Here is a 16,701-nt window from a genome sequence, read left to right as displayed (position 1 = left end):
TCAGGGAATGCCGTTGCGGCCGTGGCGCACGAAACCCTCCCGGCCGCCAAGCCGCTCGAAATAGGCGGCTACCGCAGGATAGTCTGGATGCGGCTGTGGCGTGGCGTACCAGCGGTTCACCGACAGGCCGATCGGGATATCCGCCAGCGTGAAGCGATCGCCAGCCACATAGCCACCGGTACCTGACAGTTGCCGCTCCAGGATGCCGATATGCCGAGACCAGTCGCCGACGGACGCGGCAAGCGCCGCGGCATCCTGATGCAAAGGCGATTGCCTGACCAGTGCCATGAACGCGTAGCGCCACGCATTGTTCAGCTCCGTCGCTTGCCAGTCCATCCATTGGTCCACCCGCGCGCGCTCGCGCGCCGCAACCGGGTAGATGGCGCCATCGCCATCGCCATCGCCATACTGTGACGCCAGATAGCGAATGATGGTGTTCGATTCCCAAAGCACAAAGCCGTCGTCATCGAGCACCGGCACCATCGCGTTCGGATTCAGCGCGAGGAATTCCGCCGTATCGGTGGCGCGGTAGCCCGAACCCCAGTCCTCGCGCACGAACGGCAAGCCGAGTTCGTCGCAGCACCAGAGCACCTTGCGGACATTGATGGAGGAGGCCTTTCCGAGGATCTTCAGCATGGGCGGGGAGGCGCGCGTGGCGCAAAGAGAATGGCTTCCAATATAAAGCCGGGCTGTCAGGCCGCACAGGCACAGTTGCGCCGGTTTGCGGCCTGACAGTTGACATTTGAGAGTTGGGCAATCGGAAGTTTGTGCCACGCGGCAGGGCAAGCACTGCGCAAAACCGCACGCTCGCTGTGCGCGGCCGCCTCACCCCGGTGCATCCGGCGCTGCGGGTCTGCCCGCCTTGACATGGATGTCTGCATCTCCTGACAATGCCTGCACAGCATCTTGCCTACCAGGGACCCATCGATGACGATCATCCGCCGCGCCCTTGGCGCCGCAGCACTTGCCACAAGCCTCGCCTGCGCCGCACTCTCCCCAACCGCTGTTGCTGCCAGCCTCACCATCGGCATGTCGGGGGACATCACCTCGCTGGACCCGCACTATCACAACGTCACGCCCAACGCGAACGTGGCCGAGCATATGTTCGAGGCCCTGATCGCCAAGGACGAGAAGATGCGCTTCAAGCCCGCGCTGGCGCTCTCGTGGAAGCCGGTCGACGACACCACCTGGGAAATCAAGCTGCGCCCCGGCGTGAAGTTCCACGACGGCAGCGAGTTCACCTCGGCCGACGTGGTCTACTCGCTGAACCGCCCCGCCACGGTCAAGAACAGCCCGTCGCCGTACACCATCTACACCAAGGGCTTCAAGGACATCACCGCGGTCGACAAGCTGACCGTGCGCATCACCACCCACGGCCCTTATCCGCTGGTGCCCAATGACCTCTCCACCATCTACATGCTGTCGAAGAAGGTCGCGGAGAACGCCAGCGGCGACGACTTCAACAGCGGCCGCGCGATGGTCGGCACCGGCCCGTACAAGTTCGTCAGCTTCCGCAAGGGCGACCGCATCGAGCTGACGCGCAACGACAGCTACTGGGGCAACAAGCCGGAGTGGGACACCGTATCGCTGCGCATCCTCACCAACGACGCGCCGCGCGTGGCCGCGCTGCTCGCCGGCGACGTGCAGGTCATCGAGAACGTGCCCACCTCGGATATCCGCAAGCTCTCCGCCGATCCCGGCGTGAGCGTGTTCAAGGTGCCGACCTTCCGCATGATGTACCTGCACCTGGACAGCAACCGCGACGTCACCCCCTTCGTCACCGACAAGGCCGGCAAGCCGCTCGCCAGGAACCCGCTCAAGGATGCGCGCGTGCGCGCCGCCATCTCGCACGCCATCTCGCGCCAGGCCATCGTCGACCGCGTGATGGAAGGCGCCGCCGAGCCCACCGGGCAGCTCGTGAACTCCACGTTGTTCGGCCATGTGCCGAGCCTCAAGCCTGACACCTTCGACGCCGCAGGCGCCAAGAAGCTGCTGGCGGACGCGGGCTATCCCGACGGTTTCGCGCTCACGCTGCACGCGCCCAACAACCGCTACGTCAACGACGAACAAGTCGCGCAGGCGATTGCCTCCATGCTCGCGCGCGTCGGCATCCAGACCCGGGTTGAAGCCATGCCGTCCGCCACCTTCTTCACGCGCGCCAACAAGCTGGAGTTCTCCTTCATGCTCGCCGGCTGGGGTGCGGACACGGGCGAGGCTGGCTCGTCGCTGAAGTCGCTGCTGGCCACCTACGATCCGGCCAAGGGCTGGGGCGCATCCAATCGCGGCCGCTATAGCAATCCGGCGCTGGATGCCAAGCTGGCCACGGCGCTGACCACCATCGACGATCGCGCGCGCGAGAAGTTGCTGCAGGACGCGACCGAGATCGGGATCAAGGATTACGGTGTGATCCCGCTGTATTTCCAGATCAACGTATGGGCGGCGAAGAAGGGGTACAAGGTGGTGCCGCGCCAGGATGAGCGTACCTACGCATTCGCCATCACCAAAGGCTCCTGAGCGTTAGCCCGTCACCTCGATGACCGGCGCGCCAGCGCGCCGGTCACGCCATCGCCGCGCGCCATGCCTCACGCGAAGGTGATGAACTGAGCCGACGACCACACCTTGCCGTCGTCTCGTTCCCGGCCATGGAAGTACACCGGGCGGTGGCCATGGGGCCCGTTCACCGGCTCGACGTCGACCACGCCGCTCACGTCCACCGGCAATGCCTTGTCGGTGAGCCGCTCCAGCGCGATAAACAGTTCCGTGCCGCCCAGCTCCAGCCGCAGACCGTCATTGGCGAGCAGTTCGGCGCCGCTGACCTCCCAGCGAAAATCCGGCGCATGGGCGAAGGGGTTGCGCTGCAGCGGATCTCCCACCTTGATGAAGCTGTCGATGTGCCCTTCGATCACGATGCGCGCGGCAGCGAGGTTGCTCACGTCGATTTCCACGCTGTCCGCATCGCCATAGGTATCGCTGCGAAAACCGATGTCGGTCGCGCCTTCGCGCCAGCAGGCTTCTTCCTGATGCTCGAAGCCGTGGCCGCCGAAGCGGTTGATCGTGCCATTGAGAATGCGGATGCGACCTTGCCAGGCGGCCCAGCGATAGCGGTCACGGATCCGCGCGCCGCCCCAGCGCACGCGGATCAGGCGCTCGGAGAAGCCCGCCTCCCGATGCAGGTTGCGCTCCCAGATCAAGCCATTGTGATCATAGGCCGCCAGGTACTCCCAGCCGGTCTGGCCGAGGAAGCGATAGTCGAGCCGGGCCGGGCCGCGATGCGAGGCCGGCAGCGAGAACGCATCGCCCTGCACGAAGTCGCCGCAGCGCACCAGCAGCGCCGTGTGCTCGCCGGTGCTGGCCCAGGTATGGCGCGCGCGCAGGGCCCGGCCGATCGCCTGCCGGTCCAGCCGCTCGGCCAGCACGCCGGTCAGCCCGCCGCGCACGCCGAACACCTGCACGCCGGGCGGCCCTCCGCCGGGGCGGCCACGGTGCTCGTCGCCGCTGGCTGCCACGCCCAGCTGGTAGCCGCGCGCCATCACATCGCGGTACAGCCAGTCGAAATGCCCCCAGCTGGAAGCGATCTCCACCAGCCGTTCGAGCTCGGGATGATGCCAGTCCGGGATGTAGCGCCGCCCGCCCACGTGCGGCATGATCAGGTGCTGCTCGGGCGCGCCGACATAGGCGTCCCATAGCTCCTCGACCGGCCAGCGCCCCAGCTCGGCCGCCGTGCCCTTCATGTCCTCGTTCCAGACCAGCGTGCGATTGTGTTCGCCGCGGGCGTTGTAGGGAAAATCCGGCGTGCCGTCGCCAAGGAACACGACGTTGTGATCCCCGCCGGCCGTGGAGCTGCCGCACCACTCCTGCACCGGGTAAGCGACAAAGCGGCCGGGCTCGTTGAAGGTTCCCACGGCTTCCAGCCCAAGCTGCCAGTTGGCATCGGTGATCTGGAAATCGTTGACGGTGTAGCCGAACACATCGATGCCGCCCACGTCGCGCGCATAAGCCACGTTGTAGGCCGGGCTATTGGTGCCGACCGTGTCGTGCGCATGCACATGCAAGTCGGCGTAAAACGCGCGCGGCGCATCGGCTGCGTCGAAGACCGTCAGCCACGCCGAGCCCTTGGCAACGCGGGGCGCATCCGTCAGGGAAGCTTCCAGGCGAAGCGTGCCGGCGCTGGCGGGCAGGTCGTCGATGCCCACCGATGCCCAGCCCGCCTGGGGCACGGGATAATCGCGCTGGTGGACAAGCTCAAAGCCTTGCCACGCGGCAAGGCGTATCGAGCCGCCTGCCGCAGCGCAGATATTGCCCCATCTGTCCATCAGCGAAGCCCTGAGCGGCAACGGCGTGCCCGGCCGGGCAAAGCGCGGCGCCTGCAGCAGGACCTGCGCCGGCTGCCCGGCGTGGATATCGATCACCGCATCGCCCGGCACCGCCACGAAGCGCGAAGTGCCTAGCGGATCCACATAGAGCCGGAAGCGAAAGCTGTCTTCGATAAAGGTCTGCACGCGCGTGCCGGGCCCGCCGCGGCGCCGGTCGCCAAGGCGGATCAGGATGTGATCGCCGGCATTCAGGTAACCATCGACCACATCGACGATGATCGCTTTCTGGAACGGGCGCTCATGCCCCTTCTGCTCGAAGCGCACGTTGAGCGATTGCACGCTCGCGGGGCTCTGGCCAGGCACAAGCGGCGCGGCCTGGTACTCGGCGCTGATGTAATTGGCGCCGCCCGGGTCGGTGGTCTGGAACAGCGCCCAGTCGGAGTAGAACTTGAACGTCGCCTTGAGCCACGCGCCATCCGCCACGCCGGAGGCACCGACCTCGTAGTCGAGGATGATCTCGGCCCATTCGCCCGCTTCCAGCCGGCTCACGGAGCAGCTCACCCGGCCGGCGAACGGCAGCGCCTTGTTCTTCTCGTACAGGCCGGCGGGCGCGTGATGCGTGCCCAGGCGCTCGCGCAGCGCGGCGTAACGCGCGGCCAGTGTTGTCTTGTCGGTCATTGGGGGGAACTCCGATGTCAATGAAATGGCCACGGCGCGCTGGCATCCCACACCGGGATGCCCAGGTAGGCATACCAGGGCGCCATGACCAGCAGGCCGTAGGCAATGCCGATCAGCACCGACACCACGCCCACGCGGGCATAGTCCGCCGTGGTGAAGGTGCCGCTGCTATAGGCCACCACGGCCGCGGTGATCTGCGTGGGCAAGATGTAGGCAAAGCTGTCGCTGTCGCACACCAGCAAGGTGAACGCGGCGGGATGCAGCCCGAGCTTGGGTGCCAGCGCCAGCATGATCGGCGCGATCATCGTCACGGCGGCCACGTTGGACAGCATGGCCAGGCGCGCCACGTGCGTGCCGAGCATGACGATCAGCAACGCCAGCCACCACGGATGGCCCGCCGCGAAGCGGTACAGCCAGTCGGCCACCCACGGCGCCAGGCCGGTCTCGCCAATCGCGGAGGACAGGCTCAGCGCGCCGGCCAGCAGGAAGAACGTGCCCCAGATCGTGCGTGCCTGGATGTCCCTCCAGCCCAGTCCCGTCACCCCGGGCACGAACAGCGCCGCCAGCCCGAGCAAGGCCACGATCTCGGAAGGCAGGCCATGCCACGACTCGGTCGCCCACAGCACGGCCACCACGGCAAACACCGCCAGGATCGATTTGGATTGCACACCTGCCGGCGCCAACGCGGCACGCTCGGCGGCAATCGCCGCCTGGCCGCCAGGCAGCCGGACCGCGCGCGACTTGAAGTAGAACTGCACCCACAACTGGGTCAGCACGAACATGCCCAGGTACGGCCATTGCAGCTTGAACCAGTCGAGATAGGAGATGTGCAGGCCAAGGTTCTTCTGCAGCAGGCCGGCGATCACCATATTGGGCAGGTGCGCGGTGAGAATGCACATCCCGCTGATCATCGAGCCATACACCAGCGACTGAATCACGATGGCCTTCTTCGCGCTGCGCTCACGCGGCGAGTCGCCAAACAGGCCCACGATGCCGTTGACGACCGGCAGCAACGTAGCCGCGCGCGCATTGGCCGCCGGCACGAGAAAGCCCAGCACGAAGTTGACCACGAACATCACCCAGATCACGCCATTGGCGGTACGCGTCTTCAGCTTGTCGAGCAGGAACAAGGCGATCCGCCGGTCCAGCCCGGCCGCCTGCATGATGGCCGAGAAGATGAACGCTGCCAGGCACAGGAACACCACGGGCGTGGCAAAGCCGCTGGCCGCCTTGGAGAACGGCGTCACCGCATGCGCCAGCACCAGCAAGGCGGGGATCAGCATGCCGCTCACGCCGACCGGCACGGCCTCGCTCATCCAGACCAGGCTCGCCCAGGCCACCACCGCCAGCGTGGCGCGGCCCGCGGGCGGCAAGCCCTCCGGCTGCGGGAGCACGAACAGGATGGCGAAAAAGGCGATCCACGCGGCCACGAAGCCCAGCTGCGCTTTGCGCAATGGACCCGGCCGGAACCAGGCCGGCGGCTTGTGCAGGTATGCTTGCCAACCGGCGCGCGAATGCGCCGATGACGGGTTGAGGGGAGAGTTCACTGCGGCTCCTTGGCGGTTTCCCGATACGCACGTAAGACGCCGCACTGGTCAGTCCGGCCTTGGAAGGAAATAATACGTTTTAATACAAGATGTCCAACGAAGGCATTGGCATATTGTTATGCTGTTTTTCACAAGCCTTTGATACAACAGGGTTTTACATGAGTGTTGCGCGTGAGAACGCCATTTCACTGTACGAGCAGATCGCAGATTTGTTGCGCGAAGAAATCCAGAAGCGGCGCTTCGACCCGTCCGGAAAGCTACCTTCCGAGGCCGAACTGGGCGAGCGCTTCGGGGTGAGCCGGGTCACGGTGCGCCTCGCGATCACGCGGCTGGTTGATGCTGGCCTGGTCGAGCGCAAGCAAGGCAAAGGCACCTTCGTGGTCGACAAGCGGCTGCGCCATGGCCTGGATACGCTGCGCGGCTTCTACGATTCGCTGGTGCTGCAGGGACACGCGCCAGAGATGCAACTGGTCGCGCTGGAGCGGATCGCCGTGCCGGCCCGGCTACGCGGTATCTTTCCCGCCGCGCTCGGCCACTGCATCGCCTTGCAGCGCCTGCATCGTCTCGATGGCGAGCCGATTGCGCTCGCCGAGACCCACATTGCCTGCGATGCCACGCCCGGCTGGGAAGATGCCGAGCGCAATCCGTCCTACACCTTGATCGGCCAGTTGCTGGGCATGCCGGTCGACCGGGCCGACCTCGTCATCCGCGCGCGCTCGGCCGGCCAGCACCTGGCGGCCGTGCTGCAGACCTCGCGCACGCATCCGCTGCTGGAACTGGAACGCACATCGTTCACAGCGGATGGCACGGTTTGCGAGCACACGCTGTTTTCCATACGGTCGGAGCGGTATGAGTTCGCGCTCAATAGCGCGGGCGGCGTGCGGGTGCCGGCGTGAGTGGCTCCTTTCATCTCGCCTCCCCCTTGTCTTGATCCTTGCCCTTGTCCTTGTCCCTGGACGGGCCGGCATTGCCGTACCACGGCGGCACCAGCGAGTACATCGCCGCCGAGCACGGCACGCCGTGCAGCACCAGCCGGTTGCGGGCGATGCATTCGAACTGCGCGCCTATCTTCTGCGCGACGGCGCGGCTGACCATGTTGTGCTCGGCGGCGACCACTTCCAGGCGCGTCAGCCCGAGGCGGTGAAAGGCATAGCACGCCATCAGCTCTGCCGCGCGCGCGCCCAGTCCCTGCCGCTGCCGGCTCTGGCGGATCCAGTAGCCGAGGTTGCCGAAGTTATAGTCGCGGTTGATCTGGTTGATGGAGACGCCGCCATACAGCTCCCTGCCATCGGGGGCGAATACGCCGATGTCGTAGGCCTCGCCGATGGCCATGCTCTCCGTGCACAGGTCGACCCAGTTCTCGGCATCGCGCACGCTATAGCCCGCGTGGCACCACGGCAGCCATTTGCCCACGGTCTCGAGCGATTCGTGCACGGCCGCCACGAACTGGGGCACGTCGGGATAGCGGAAGGGGCGAAGGAGGAAGCCTTGGCCGTGAAGGGCTTGCATGGTGCATCCTTGGGACTCGGTCAGCGCGGGAACTTGCCGGCGCGGCCTTCTAGCAACGTAACCAGCTCAGTCTGCATCTCTGTGTAGCGGTCCGGGAGATCGCGGCAAATGACCCGCTTTTCGGCCGCAGGCGCGCACGCCCGCTTCATCTGTCGGCCTCGTCTCTCAGCCTCATCTCAGCCTCATGGCCTCGCCAATCAGCAGCCTGGCCTGCACGCGCGCATGCAGCAGCGCCATGTCGGCATGGCGCAGGCTCGGGTGGCGGCTCAGCGCGGCCATCACCTTGCCGGACTGCTGGATCGAGACCACGCCGGCCTCGGCGGCGGCGCGGTCGATCAGCGCGTCGATCTCCGCGTCGGACAGCGGACGGGCGATGCGGGCGGCCAGGCTCAGTGCCGTGTCGTCGAAGCGGGCGCCGTCGTCGAAATGAATGCGGCCCTCGATCCTCACCGGCAAGCCGTGCGGGTCGAGCTTGCCGAAGCACAACTCGCGGATGTCGACCGCGTGGTGGCGGCCGTCGAAGTAGAGCGAGCCGTCGATATAGCCGGGCTCCGGGTTGAGCGGGAACACGAGGCGCCTGCCGGCCAGTTGTTCCAGGCTGTAGGTAGGCAGGTTCATGCCGTCGAGCCGGATCGCCGTACGCACCGGCTCACCACCGAGCACAAACGGCGCCAGCTCGATCTCGAGGTCTGCGCCATGCGCGTGGATCGTGGAAGGAGAGAGATGCGCGACCAGGGGGTGAAGCAGTGCGACGGGAAAGGCAGGCATCGACGGTTTCCTCGCAAAGGGTCAGGGACTGGCGCCAGGGCATGGTGGCGCCCGCGTTACCGGTGTTACCGCTCAATCCCGGTTGTACACCTCGCCGCCTTCCAGCGCCAGCGCGCCGGCGGCGGCCAGCGACGCCAGGATCCGCTCAAGGATGGCCGACAAGTCCTGCGCGGGCATGAAGCGCGCATGGATGCGCTGCATCAGCGGCGCCTGCGCCATCCACGCCAGCAGCGCGTCGCGCCGCATGCGCTGCTGCTCCAGCAGCTTGAACTTCACCAGCACCTTGATGGCATGCGTGGCGTTGCGCCCGGCATCGGCGCTGAGGTAAGCCAGCCGCCCAACAGCAACCTCAAGCGCGGCCGCCACGTTGGTGAAGGGCCGCCCGTGGCCGGGAATCACCACGCGCACATCCAGCGTGGCGATGCGCGCCAGCACGGCCGCCTGCTCGGCGAAGCCGCTCTCACCGTCGAGTTCCGGGAAGATCACGCCAAAGCCGTTTTCCCACAGGGCATCGCCCGAGATCAGGATGCCCTCCTGAGGCGCGAACAGCATCACGGCATGGGGATCATGGCCGGGCGCGCCTACCACCTGCCAGTCGAGCCCGCCCAGGCGCAAGGTGTCGCCGTCCTGCACCACGTCATCGAAAGTGAAGCGGTCGCACTGCTGGCCGGTGGCGCGGTAGCTAAGGGCATCCACGTCCCACGCGCGCACCGCCCCGGCCTCCGCGGCGGGGATCAGCGTGCGCGGTTGCCAGCGGCGCTGCAGCGTGGCGTTGCCGCCGCAGTGGTCGGAGTGCAGGTGCGTGTTCACCAGGCGCCGCAGCGCCCGCCCGCCAAGGCCGGCCTCGACCAGCGCCAGCGTCTGTGGCGCATGCGTGACGTAGCCGGAATCGACCAGCGCGGTGTCATCGCCATCGACAAACAGGATGTTGTTGGCGGATAGCCAGCCGCGCTCGAAAACGCGCATGGTGCCGGGCAGGTTTGGAGGCGTGAAAGTGGTTGGCATTGGGGTGTCGGCAAATCAGCTAGTCAGCGCGCGGCGTGGGAGGTGGCGGTGCATCGGCTCGCCCCGCGCCAACCGGCAATGCGGCGGCGGCACGGAATGCGCCCGAGGCAAAGAAAGGATCCTGGGCAAGCCGCGCGGTGAGCATGTCGAGCGCATCCAGGCCCCAGAACAACTGCCCCTCGGTATCCCCTTGCAGCGCAGCGGTAGGTACGCCGAACACGCCGCGCGCCAGCGCTTCGTCCCCGTTTTCCCGCAGGCGCGCCTTGACCGCATCTTGCGCCAGCGCTGCGGTAGGTACGCCCAGCGCACCGCATAGCGCGTCGAACTCGGCCTGCTGCTGGGGCACGTGGCCTTGCTGCCAGACGAAGCGGAAAACCGGTGCCAGCGTGGCGTGCGAGAGCCGGCCTTCGAGCTCCAGCGCGACCGCCAAGCGCAGCAAGGGCAGCGGATTGAACGGGTGCACGGCGGGCATGGCGAGCGGCGTGCCGTCGCGGTGCGCGATCCAGGCAACGTGCTCGAAGGTAAAGCGGCGCTTGGGCGCAATCTCGGCCGGGCCGACGTTGCCCCAATGGCGCAGCAGCCCCGCAAACAGCAGCGGCACGTAGCGCACCGAAACATCGGCTGGCAAGGCCCGGGGCAAGCGCTCGAACGCCAGGTAGGCGAACGGCGAGATCGGGTCGAAGTACCAGTCGATGGCGGTTGTCATGGCCGGGTCACGCTACGTTGCGGGTGGGATGCATCATGGCGCCGCCCTTGCGGCCAACGCCGCGGCGCGCTGCGGCAGCAGCAGCCAGATCCTGCGCCGCTCGGCCTCGTCGCTGCCGGACCATGCGGCGATCTCCTCGATGGTGCGCAGGCAGCCTTCGCAATAGCCGCTCGCGGCGTCCATGCGGCACACGTTGCGGCACGGCGACGGCACGGGCTGCGCGCGCTGGGCGGCTTGCGCGCCGCGCGTGAGCTCGGCGGCGAGGCGGGTGGCTTGCGACATCGCCTCAGCCCTCGCCCGGGATGCCGCGCATGACGCCTCTGACGCGCACGACGCGTACAAGCAGCGGCTTCATGCGGACTGGCGCTGCGCCACGTCGGCCACCTCGGCCCCGGTCATGCGCTGCAGCTCCTGGGGCGTGAGGTTGAACACGGCGTGCGGATGGCCGGCGGCGGCCCACAGGCTGTCGTAGCGGAACAGGTCGCTGTCGAGCAGCATGACGGGCGCCACCGCGTGGCCGATCGGGCAGACGCCGCCAATGGCGTAGCCGGTTTTCTCGCGCACGAACCTGGCATCGGCCTTGCCGAGCGCGCCCACCACGGCGGCGACCTTGGCTTCGTCGACGCGGTTGCTGCCGCTGGCGATCACCAGCACCGGCGCATCGTCGGCGACGCGGCGAAAGATGATGGACTTGGCGATCTCGGCCACCGAACAGCCGAGGCCGGCCGCTGCCTCGGCCGAGGTCTTGCCGGTGGCGGGCAGCATGACCACGGGCTTGTCGTGGCCAAGGCCGGCCAGCAGGCCGGCCACGCGCTGCGCCGCTTCGGGCAGCGCGGCGGTGTCGTTGGCGGTGTCGGGAGAGTTCATGTCGATAGGGTTCGGATGAAAGGCCTTATACGCAGGCAGGCGCGGCGTCCGCGGCGGCGCCCCACTTGGTCAGCAGCGCGCGTCCCACGCGCGAGCTGTTGGCGCGGCCGATCGACTGCGAGATGAAGTCGCCCGCGCGCACCACCTGCTCCAGGTCCACGCCGGTGTGGATGCCCATGCCGTGCAGCATGTACAGCACGTCTTCGGTGGCCACGTTGCCGGTGGCGCCCTTGGCGTAAGGACAGCCGCCGAGGCCTGCCACCGAGGCGTGGAAGATCGAGATGCCGACCTGCAGGCTGGCCAGGATATTGGACAGCGCCTGGCCGTAGGTATCGTGGAAATGGCCGGAGAGCCGGTCGATGGGGAATTCGGCGGCCACCGCGTGCATCACCTCCTGCACCCGGCCCGGCGTACCCACGCCGATGGTGTCGGCGATGTCGATCTCGTCGCAGCCGAGATCGCGCATGCGGCGCACCACGTCCACCACCGCGTGCACCGGCACCTCGCCCTGGTAGGGGCAGCCCAGCGCGCAGGAAATGCTGGCGCGCAGGCGCAGGCCTTTCTCCTTGGCAGCGGCGGCGACTGGCGCAAAGCGCTCGATGGATTCGGCGATGGAGCAGTTGATGTTCTTTTGCGAGAACGCCTCGCTGGCGGCGCCGAAGATCACGACCTCGTCCGCGGACGCGGCCACCGCGCCTTCGAAGCCCTTCATATTGGGCGTGAGCACGGAGTACAGCGTGCCCGGCCGGCGCTGGATGCGCGCCATCACGTCGGCGCCATCGGCCATCTGCGGCACCCATTTGGGCGAGACGAAGGAAGCGGCTTCGATATTGACGAAGCCGGCGTCGCTGAGGCGGTTGATCAGGTCGACCTTGACCTCGGTCGGCACCATGGCCTTCTCGTTTTGCAGGCCGTCGCGCGGGCCGACTTCTACGACTTTTACATAGTGGGGCAGGGTCATGATGTCTCCTCGCTGTCTGGTAGCGGCACGCGCGTCTTGCCGCGCGCGCCATTCAACTAATGTGCGGACATTGGGCTCGGGCTCGCGGCGGAAATGCTCCGCCCCGGCGCCCGGCTTGCTCAATAGCCGCGTTGCAGGTCGACCACGCCGGCGATCGGCTGGCCCGCGCCCAGCGCGCGGATCTTGGCCGCGATCTGGGCGACGCTGTCTTCGCGCAGCGTCAGTGCCGCGATATGCGGCGTGATGGTGATGCGTGGCTCGGCCCAGAACGGATGCTCGGCGGGCAGCGGCTCGGTGCGGAACACGTCGAGCGTGGCGCCGGCAATCTGTCCCGACTGCACGGCGGCCAGCAGGTCTTGCTCGACCAGGTGCGGGCCGCGCGCCACGTTGACCAGGTAGGCCCCCTTGGCGAGCTTGCCCAGCAGGCCGGCATCCAGGATGTTCTCGGTTTCCGGCGTGAGCGGCAGCACGTTGACCAGCACGCGCAGGCCGTCCAGGAACGGCGCCTGGCCAGCCTCGCCGGCAAAGCCCTGCACCCCTTCGATATCGCGCGCCGTGCGGCTCCAGCCGCGCACCGGGAAGCCGAAGCCGGCCAGCGCCTGCGCGATCTGCGCGCCGAGCGTGCCCACGCCCATCACGCCCACGGTGAAATCGGCGCGGCGATGCGGCTTGAGAAAGCGCCAGGTGCCGGCCTGCTGGGCCAGCGCGTACTCGTCCAGGCGGCGGAAATAGCGCAGTACCGCGTGTGTCACGTAATCGATCATCTGCGCTGCCATGCCGGCATCGTCCAGGCGCACGATGGGCACGCCGGCCGGCAGCGCGTCCGGGTCGGTGTCGCGCAGGCTCAGGATGCCGTCCACGCCGGCGCCCAGGTTGAACACGGCTTTCAGGTCGGTACGCCCGCGCAGCATCTCGAGCGGCGGGCGCCACACCACGGCGTAGTCGACCTGCTCGTTCTTGCTGTCTTCCCAGGTCAGGCATTGCGCTTCGGGCAGGGCCTCGGCAAAGCCGTCGATCCAGGGCTGGTAACGGCCGTCCGGTACATACAACTGCAACTTCATCTCATCTCCACTCTGGTCTTCTTTCTCTTCTATTTTCGCAGAGGATAGGCGCGGCCTGCGGTTTTCTTGCAGCGGGCGCCGCCTGAAGGGGCGGCTCAGCCGTTGCCGGCATCGAAGGACAGCAATTGCGCGCCTTCGCCGACCTGCTCGCCCACGCCATACAGCACCTCGCCCACCACGCCGTCGGCCGGCGCACTGATGGTGTGCTCCATCTTCATGGCCTCCATCACCAGCAACGGCGCGCCGCGCGCGACCCGGCTGCCGGCCTGGACCATGACCGCGATGACCTTGCCGGGCATGGGCGCGGTGAGCTTGCCGCCCTCGCCTTCGCCTTCGCCTTCGGCAGCATGCGCGAGCGGGTCGATCCAGGTGAGGGCCACATGGCGGTGGCCGCTGAATACATGGAAGGTATCACCTTCCGCGTGGACCTGCCCACGGGCGCGCCGCGTGCCGAGATCGACACGAATATCGTCCGCCGCGCACTGCGCCCGGAACGGCGCGGCCTGGTCGGCGAAGAACAGCGTGCTGCCGCGCGCATCGGTGGCGAGCGTCACATCGGCGATGTGGCTGCCCGCCGGGCCACCCACCGAGAAACGCAGGGCGCGCCGCTCCCCGCCATTCAACCGCCATGCGCCGGCATGCTGCCAGGGTGAGTGCGCGTCGGTCGGGTCCACGCGGCGCGCGCGGGCTTGCGCATCCAGCAGCGCCGCCACCGCCAGCGCAATCACTTCCATGCCCACGGGCGCGGCCGGCGGAAACAGTGCCGCCTGGTTGCGCTCGATCAGGCCGGTGTCGAGGTCCGCCGTGCGGAACGCCTGCGAGGTCACCAGCCGCCGCAGGAAAGCCACATTGGTGGACAGGCCCACCACACGGTATTCGGCCAGCGCCTGCGCCATGCGCGCCAATGCCTCCTCGCGGTCGCGGCCCCACACGATCAGCTTGGCGATCATGGGGTCGTAGTACGGGCTGATGGTGTCGCCCTCGCGCACGCCGGAGTCGATGCGCACGCCAGCCGGGCCGTTGCCGTCCCGGCCCAGCGCGAACGTGACCGCTGCCGGTGTGCGCAGGTAGCGCAGCGTGCCGGTGGAGGGCAGGAAGCCCTTGTCGGGGTTTTCGGCGTAGACGCGGGCTTCCAGTGCATGGCCGTGGATTTGAAGCTGATCTTGCCTGAGCGGCAGCGGCTCGCCCGCGGCCACGCGCAGCTGCCATTCCACCAGGTCTTGCCCGGTGATCATCTCGGTGACCGGGTGCTCCACCTGCAGGCGGGTGTTCATCTCCATGAAGTAGAACGAGCCGTCTTGGTTGGCGATGAATTCCACCGTGCCAGCGCCGACGTAGCCTACCGCCTGCGCGGCGGCAACGGCGGCTTCGCCCATCGCGCGCCGGCGTTCCTCGCTCATGCCAGGGGCCGGCGCTTCTTCCAGCACCTTCTGGTGGCGGCGCTGCACCGAGCAGTCGCGCTCGAACAGGTAGACGCAGTTGCCGTGCGTGTCGGCAAAGACCTGGATCTCGATATGGCGGGGGCGGGTCAGGTATTTCTCGACCAGCACGCGGTCGTCGCCGAAGCTGGCGCTGGCCTCGCGCTGCACGGACGCCAGCGCGGCTTCGAAGCCGTCGCTGGCTTCCACCACGCGCATGCCCTTGCCGCCGCCGCCGGCGCTGGCCTTGAGCAGCACGGGGTAGCCGATGCGGTCGGCCTCGCGGCGCAGCAGGGCGGCATCCTGATCCTCGCCGTGGTAGCCGGGCACGAGCGGCACCGCGGCCGCCTCCATCAGGCGCTTGGCCGCGCTCTTGCTGCCCATGGCGCGGATGCTGGATGCCGGCGGGCCGATAAAGACGAGGCCGGCTTCGGCGCAAGCTTCTGCGAAGCCGTCGTTCTCGGAGAGGAAACCGTAGCCCGGATGGATGGCCTGCGCGCCGGTGGCCTTGGCCATCTCGATGATGTGGTCGCCGCGCAGGTAGCTGTCGCGCGCTGCCGCGCCGCCGATATGCACGGCCTCGTCGCACAGCGCCACGTGGCGCGCGTTGGCGTCGGCGTCGGAGTAGACGGCTACCGTGCGGATGCCGAGGCGGCGGCAGGTGGCTGCCACGCGGCAGGCGATTTCGCCGCGATTGGCGATCAGGATCTTGTTGAACATGGCGCCCTCCCCTGATGAACCTCTGCCCGCAGCCAGTGTGGTTGCGGGGACGGCGGCCATTGACCATGGGCCCTTGGCCGCCGCCATTGCCGCCAGCTTACCCTGCGTAGCCCTCGGTGCGGATATCCAGCCGTGCCAGCAGCGCGCGATCGCGATCGGCCTGGGGGTTGGCGGTGGTCAGCAGGCGGTCGCCGTAGAAGATGGAATTGGCGCCGGCCATGAAGCACAGGGCCTGCAGCGCGTCGTCCATGGTCTCGCGGCCGGCGGACAGGCGCACCATGGCGCTGGGCATGGTGATGCGCGCCACCGCGATGGTGCGCACGAACTCGAACGGGTCGATCGGCGCGGTGTCGGCCAGCGGCGTGCCCTTGACCGCCACCAGGTTGTTGATGGGCACCGACTCGGGATACGGGTCGAGGTTGGCGAGCTGCGCGATCAGCCCGGCGCGCGCCTCGCGCGATTCGCCCATGCCGACGATGCCGCCGCAGCACACGTTGATACCGGCCTCGCGCACATGGCCGATGGTGTCCAGGCGGTCCTGGTAGGTGCGCGTGCCGATGATCTCGCCGTAGAACTCGGGCGAGGTATCGAGGTTGTGGTTGTAGTAGTCCAGTCCCGCGTCCTTCAGGCGCTGCGCCTGCTCGGCTTCCAGCATGCCTAGCGTGACGCAGGTCTCCAGGCCCATGGCCTTGACCTCTTTCACCATCTCGATGACCGGCTCAAGGTGGCGCTCCTTCGGGCTGCGCCAGGCGGCGCCCATGCAGAAGCGGCCAGCGCCGCTGGCCTTGGCGGCGCGCGCGGCTTCCAGCACTTCGTCGAGCGCCATCAGCTTGCCCGCGGTGACGCCGGCATCGTGGTGCGCGCTCTGCGGGCAATAGCCGCAATCCTCTTCGCAGCCGCCGGTCTTGATCGACAGCAGCGTCGAGAGCTGCACGGCGTTGGCATCGAAATGCTCGCGGTGCACCTGCTGGGCGCGGAACAGCAGATCGTTGAACGGCAGCGCGTACAGCGCGGCGACCTCGGCGACGGTCCAGTCGCCCGGCTTGGTGGCGGGCGCGGGCTCGGTAAAGCGGCGGGCGGTCTGGCGCAGGGTGTCGGCGGAAATGGTGGCGACGGTTTCGCCGGCGTGGGTGGTTGCGGTCATGTTT

Annotated in this window: 15 protein-coding genes; 2 read left to right on the top strand and 13 right to left on the bottom strand. The window is 67.7% G+C overall.

The genetic code is table 11. The features are described from left to right. On the bottom strand, positions 1–636 hold the full coding sequence (locus AC07XB_RS21180; protein WP_492830299.1) for a glutathione S-transferase family protein: 636 nt from the start codon (positions 634–636) through the stop codon (positions 1–3). Positions 637–927: 291 nt separating this feature from the next. Between AC07XB_RS21180 and AC07XB_RS21175 the strand changes: the two genes are divergently transcribed. Continuing rightward, positions 928–2,514 (top strand): ABC transporter substrate-binding protein, encoded by a 1,587-nt coding sequence (locus AC07XB_RS21175; protein ID WP_492830297.1) that lies wholly within the window; start codon positions 928–930, stop codon positions 2,512–2,514. Positions 2,515–2,582: 68 nt separating this feature from the next. Here the strand turns inward: AC07XB_RS21175 and AC07XB_RS21170 are convergent, their stop codons facing one another. Both AC07XB_RS21170 and AC07XB_RS21165 read right to left on the bottom strand, forming a co-directional pair. Next, positions 2,583–4,991, bottom strand: coding sequence for a hypothetical protein (locus AC07XB_RS21170; protein WP_492830295.1), 2,409 nt, complete (start codon positions 4,989–4,991; stop codon positions 2,583–2,585). A 17-nt stretch (positions 4,992–5,008) separates the two neighbouring features. Continuing rightward, positions 5,009–6,538, bottom strand: a complete 1,530-nt coding sequence (locus AC07XB_RS21165) for an SLC13 family permease (protein WP_492830293.1) — start codon at positions 6,536–6,538, stop codon at positions 5,009–5,011. A 158-nt stretch (positions 6,539–6,696) separates the two neighbouring features. Between AC07XB_RS21165 and AC07XB_RS21160 the strand changes: the two genes are divergently transcribed. Beyond that, on the top strand, positions 6,697–7,434 hold the full coding sequence (locus tag AC07XB_RS21160) for a GntR family transcriptional regulator (protein ID WP_492374287.1): 738 nt from the start codon (positions 6,697–6,699) through the stop codon (positions 7,432–7,434). A gap of 10 nt (positions 7,435–7,444) precedes the next feature. Here the strand turns inward: AC07XB_RS21160 and AC07XB_RS21155 are convergent, their stop codons facing one another. The 10 genes from AC07XB_RS21155 to bioB all read right to left on the bottom strand — a co-directional run bounded on the left by AC07XB_RS21155 (position 7,445) and on the right by bioB (position 16,697). Next, on the bottom strand, positions 7,445–8,047 hold the full coding sequence (locus AC07XB_RS21155) for a GNAT family N-acetyltransferase (protein WP_492830291.1): 603 nt from the start codon (positions 8,045–8,047) through the stop codon (positions 7,445–7,447). A 171-nt stretch (positions 8,048–8,218) separates the two neighbouring features. Further along, positions 8,219–8,815, bottom strand: coding sequence for a GatB/YqeY domain-containing protein (locus AC07XB_RS21150; protein ID WP_492830289.1), 597 nt, complete (start codon positions 8,813–8,815; stop codon positions 8,219–8,221). A 72-nt stretch (positions 8,816–8,887) separates the two neighbouring features. Beyond that, positions 8,888–9,820 (bottom strand): MBL fold metallo-hydrolase, encoded by a 933-nt coding sequence (locus tag AC07XB_RS21145; RefSeq protein WP_492830287.1) that lies wholly within the window; start codon positions 9,818–9,820, stop codon positions 8,888–8,890. A 19-nt stretch (positions 9,821–9,839) separates the two neighbouring features. Beyond that, complete coding sequence (locus AC07XB_RS21140; protein WP_492830285.1) at positions 9,840–10,526, bottom strand: 2-hydroxychromene-2-carboxylate isomerase; 687 nt, start codon at positions 10,524–10,526, stop codon at positions 9,840–9,842. Between the two features lie 33 nt (positions 10,527–10,559). Next, positions 10,560–10,808 carry a DUF1289 domain-containing protein gene (locus AC07XB_RS21135; protein WP_492830283.1) on the bottom strand — a complete coding sequence of 83 codons (249 nt, stop codon included), beginning with the start codon at positions 10,806–10,808 and terminating at the stop codon, positions 10,560–10,562. Positions 10,809–10,877: 69 nt separating this feature from the next. Beyond that, positions 10,878–11,393, bottom strand: a complete 516-nt coding sequence (locus AC07XB_RS21130; RefSeq protein WP_492830281.1) for a YbaK/EbsC family protein — start codon at positions 11,391–11,393, stop codon at positions 10,878–10,880. 25 nt (positions 11,394–11,418) lie between these two features. After that, entirely contained in the window at positions 11,419–12,354 is a 936-nt protein-coding gene (locus tag AC07XB_RS21125; protein ID WP_183032151.1) for a hydroxymethylglutaryl-CoA lyase, read from the bottom strand. A 119-nt stretch (positions 12,355–12,473) separates the two neighbouring features. Continuing rightward, positions 12,474–13,415: a 2-hydroxyacid dehydrogenase gene (locus AC07XB_RS21120; protein WP_492374279.1), complete on the bottom strand. Its 942-nt coding sequence runs from the start codon at positions 13,413–13,415 to the stop codon at positions 12,474–12,476. A 95-nt stretch (positions 13,416–13,510) separates the two neighbouring features. Continuing rightward, positions 13,511–15,553: an acetyl/propionyl/methylcrotonyl-CoA carboxylase subunit alpha gene (locus AC07XB_RS21115; RefSeq protein ID WP_493688088.1), complete on the bottom strand. Its 2,043-nt coding sequence runs from the start codon at positions 15,551–15,553 to the stop codon at positions 13,511–13,513. Between the two features lie 97 nt (positions 15,554–15,650). Next, the gene (bioB, locus tag AC07XB_RS21110) at positions 15,651–16,697 is read right to left on the bottom strand and encodes a biotin synthase BioB (protein ID WP_492374277.1); all 1,047 of its coding nucleotides are present in this window, start codon (positions 16,695–16,697) and stop codon (positions 15,651–15,653) included. Positions 16,698–16,701: the final 4 nt, after the last annotated feature.

The organism is Cupriavidus sp. GW821-FHT02F09, from assembly GCF_059421605.1.
Note: the sequence above shows the minus strand (reverse complement) of the source record. Positions and strands in the feature narration are given on the sequence as shown.

What these genes read in the sequence shown, in the direction of transcription:
- AC07XB_RS21145 (WP_492830287.1), bottom strand. Translation starts at nt 9,820, where the DNA reads ATGCCAACCACTTTCACGCCTCCAAACCTGCCCGGCACCATGCGCGTT.
- AC07XB_RS21180 (WP_492830299.1), bottom strand. Translation starts at nt 636, where the DNA reads ATGCTGAAGATCCTCGGAAAGGCCTCCTCCATCAATGTCCGCAAGGTG.
- AC07XB_RS21175 (WP_492830297.1), top strand. Translation starts at nt 928, where the DNA reads ATGACGATCATCCGCCGCGCCCTTGGCGCCGCAGCACTTGCCACAAGC.
- AC07XB_RS21115 (WP_493688088.1), bottom strand. Translation starts at nt 15,553, where the DNA reads ATGTTCAACAAGATCCTGATCGCCAATCGCGGCGAAATCGCCTGCCGC.
- AC07XB_RS21160 (WP_492374287.1), top strand. Translation starts at nt 6,697, where the DNA reads ATGAGTGTTGCGCGTGAGAACGCCATTTCACTGTACGAGCAGATCGCA.
- AC07XB_RS21135 (WP_492830283.1), bottom strand. Translation starts at nt 10,808, where the DNA reads ATGTCGCAAGCCACCCGCCTCGCCGCCGAGCTCACGCGCGGCGCGCAA.
- bioB (WP_492374277.1), bottom strand. Translation starts at nt 16,697, where the DNA reads ATGACCGCAACCACCCACGCCGGCGAAACCGTCGCCACCATTTCCGCC.
- AC07XB_RS21130 (WP_492830281.1), bottom strand. Translation starts at nt 11,393, where the DNA reads ATGAACTCTCCCGACACCGCCAACGACACCGCCGCGCTGCCCGAAGCG.
- AC07XB_RS21150 (WP_492830289.1), bottom strand. Translation starts at nt 8,815, where the DNA reads ATGCCTGCCTTTCCCGTCGCACTGCTTCACCCCCTGGTCGCGCATCTC.
- AC07XB_RS21170 (WP_492830295.1), bottom strand. Translation starts at nt 4,991, where the DNA reads ATGACCGACAAGACAACACTGGCCGCGCGTTACGCCGCGCTGCGCGAG.
- AC07XB_RS21120 (WP_492374279.1), bottom strand. Translation starts at nt 13,415, where the DNA reads ATGAAGTTGCAGTTGTATGTACCGGACGGCCGTTACCAGCCCTGGATC.
- AC07XB_RS21125 (WP_183032151.1), bottom strand. Translation starts at nt 12,354, where the DNA reads ATGACCCTGCCCCACTATGTAAAAGTCGTAGAAGTCGGCCCGCGCGAC.
- AC07XB_RS21155 (WP_492830291.1), bottom strand. Translation starts at nt 8,047, where the DNA reads ATGCAAGCCCTTCACGGCCAAGGCTTCCTCCTTCGCCCCTTCCGCTAT.
- AC07XB_RS21140 (WP_492830285.1), bottom strand. Translation starts at nt 10,526, where the DNA reads ATGACAACCGCCATCGACTGGTACTTCGACCCGATCTCGCCGTTCGCC.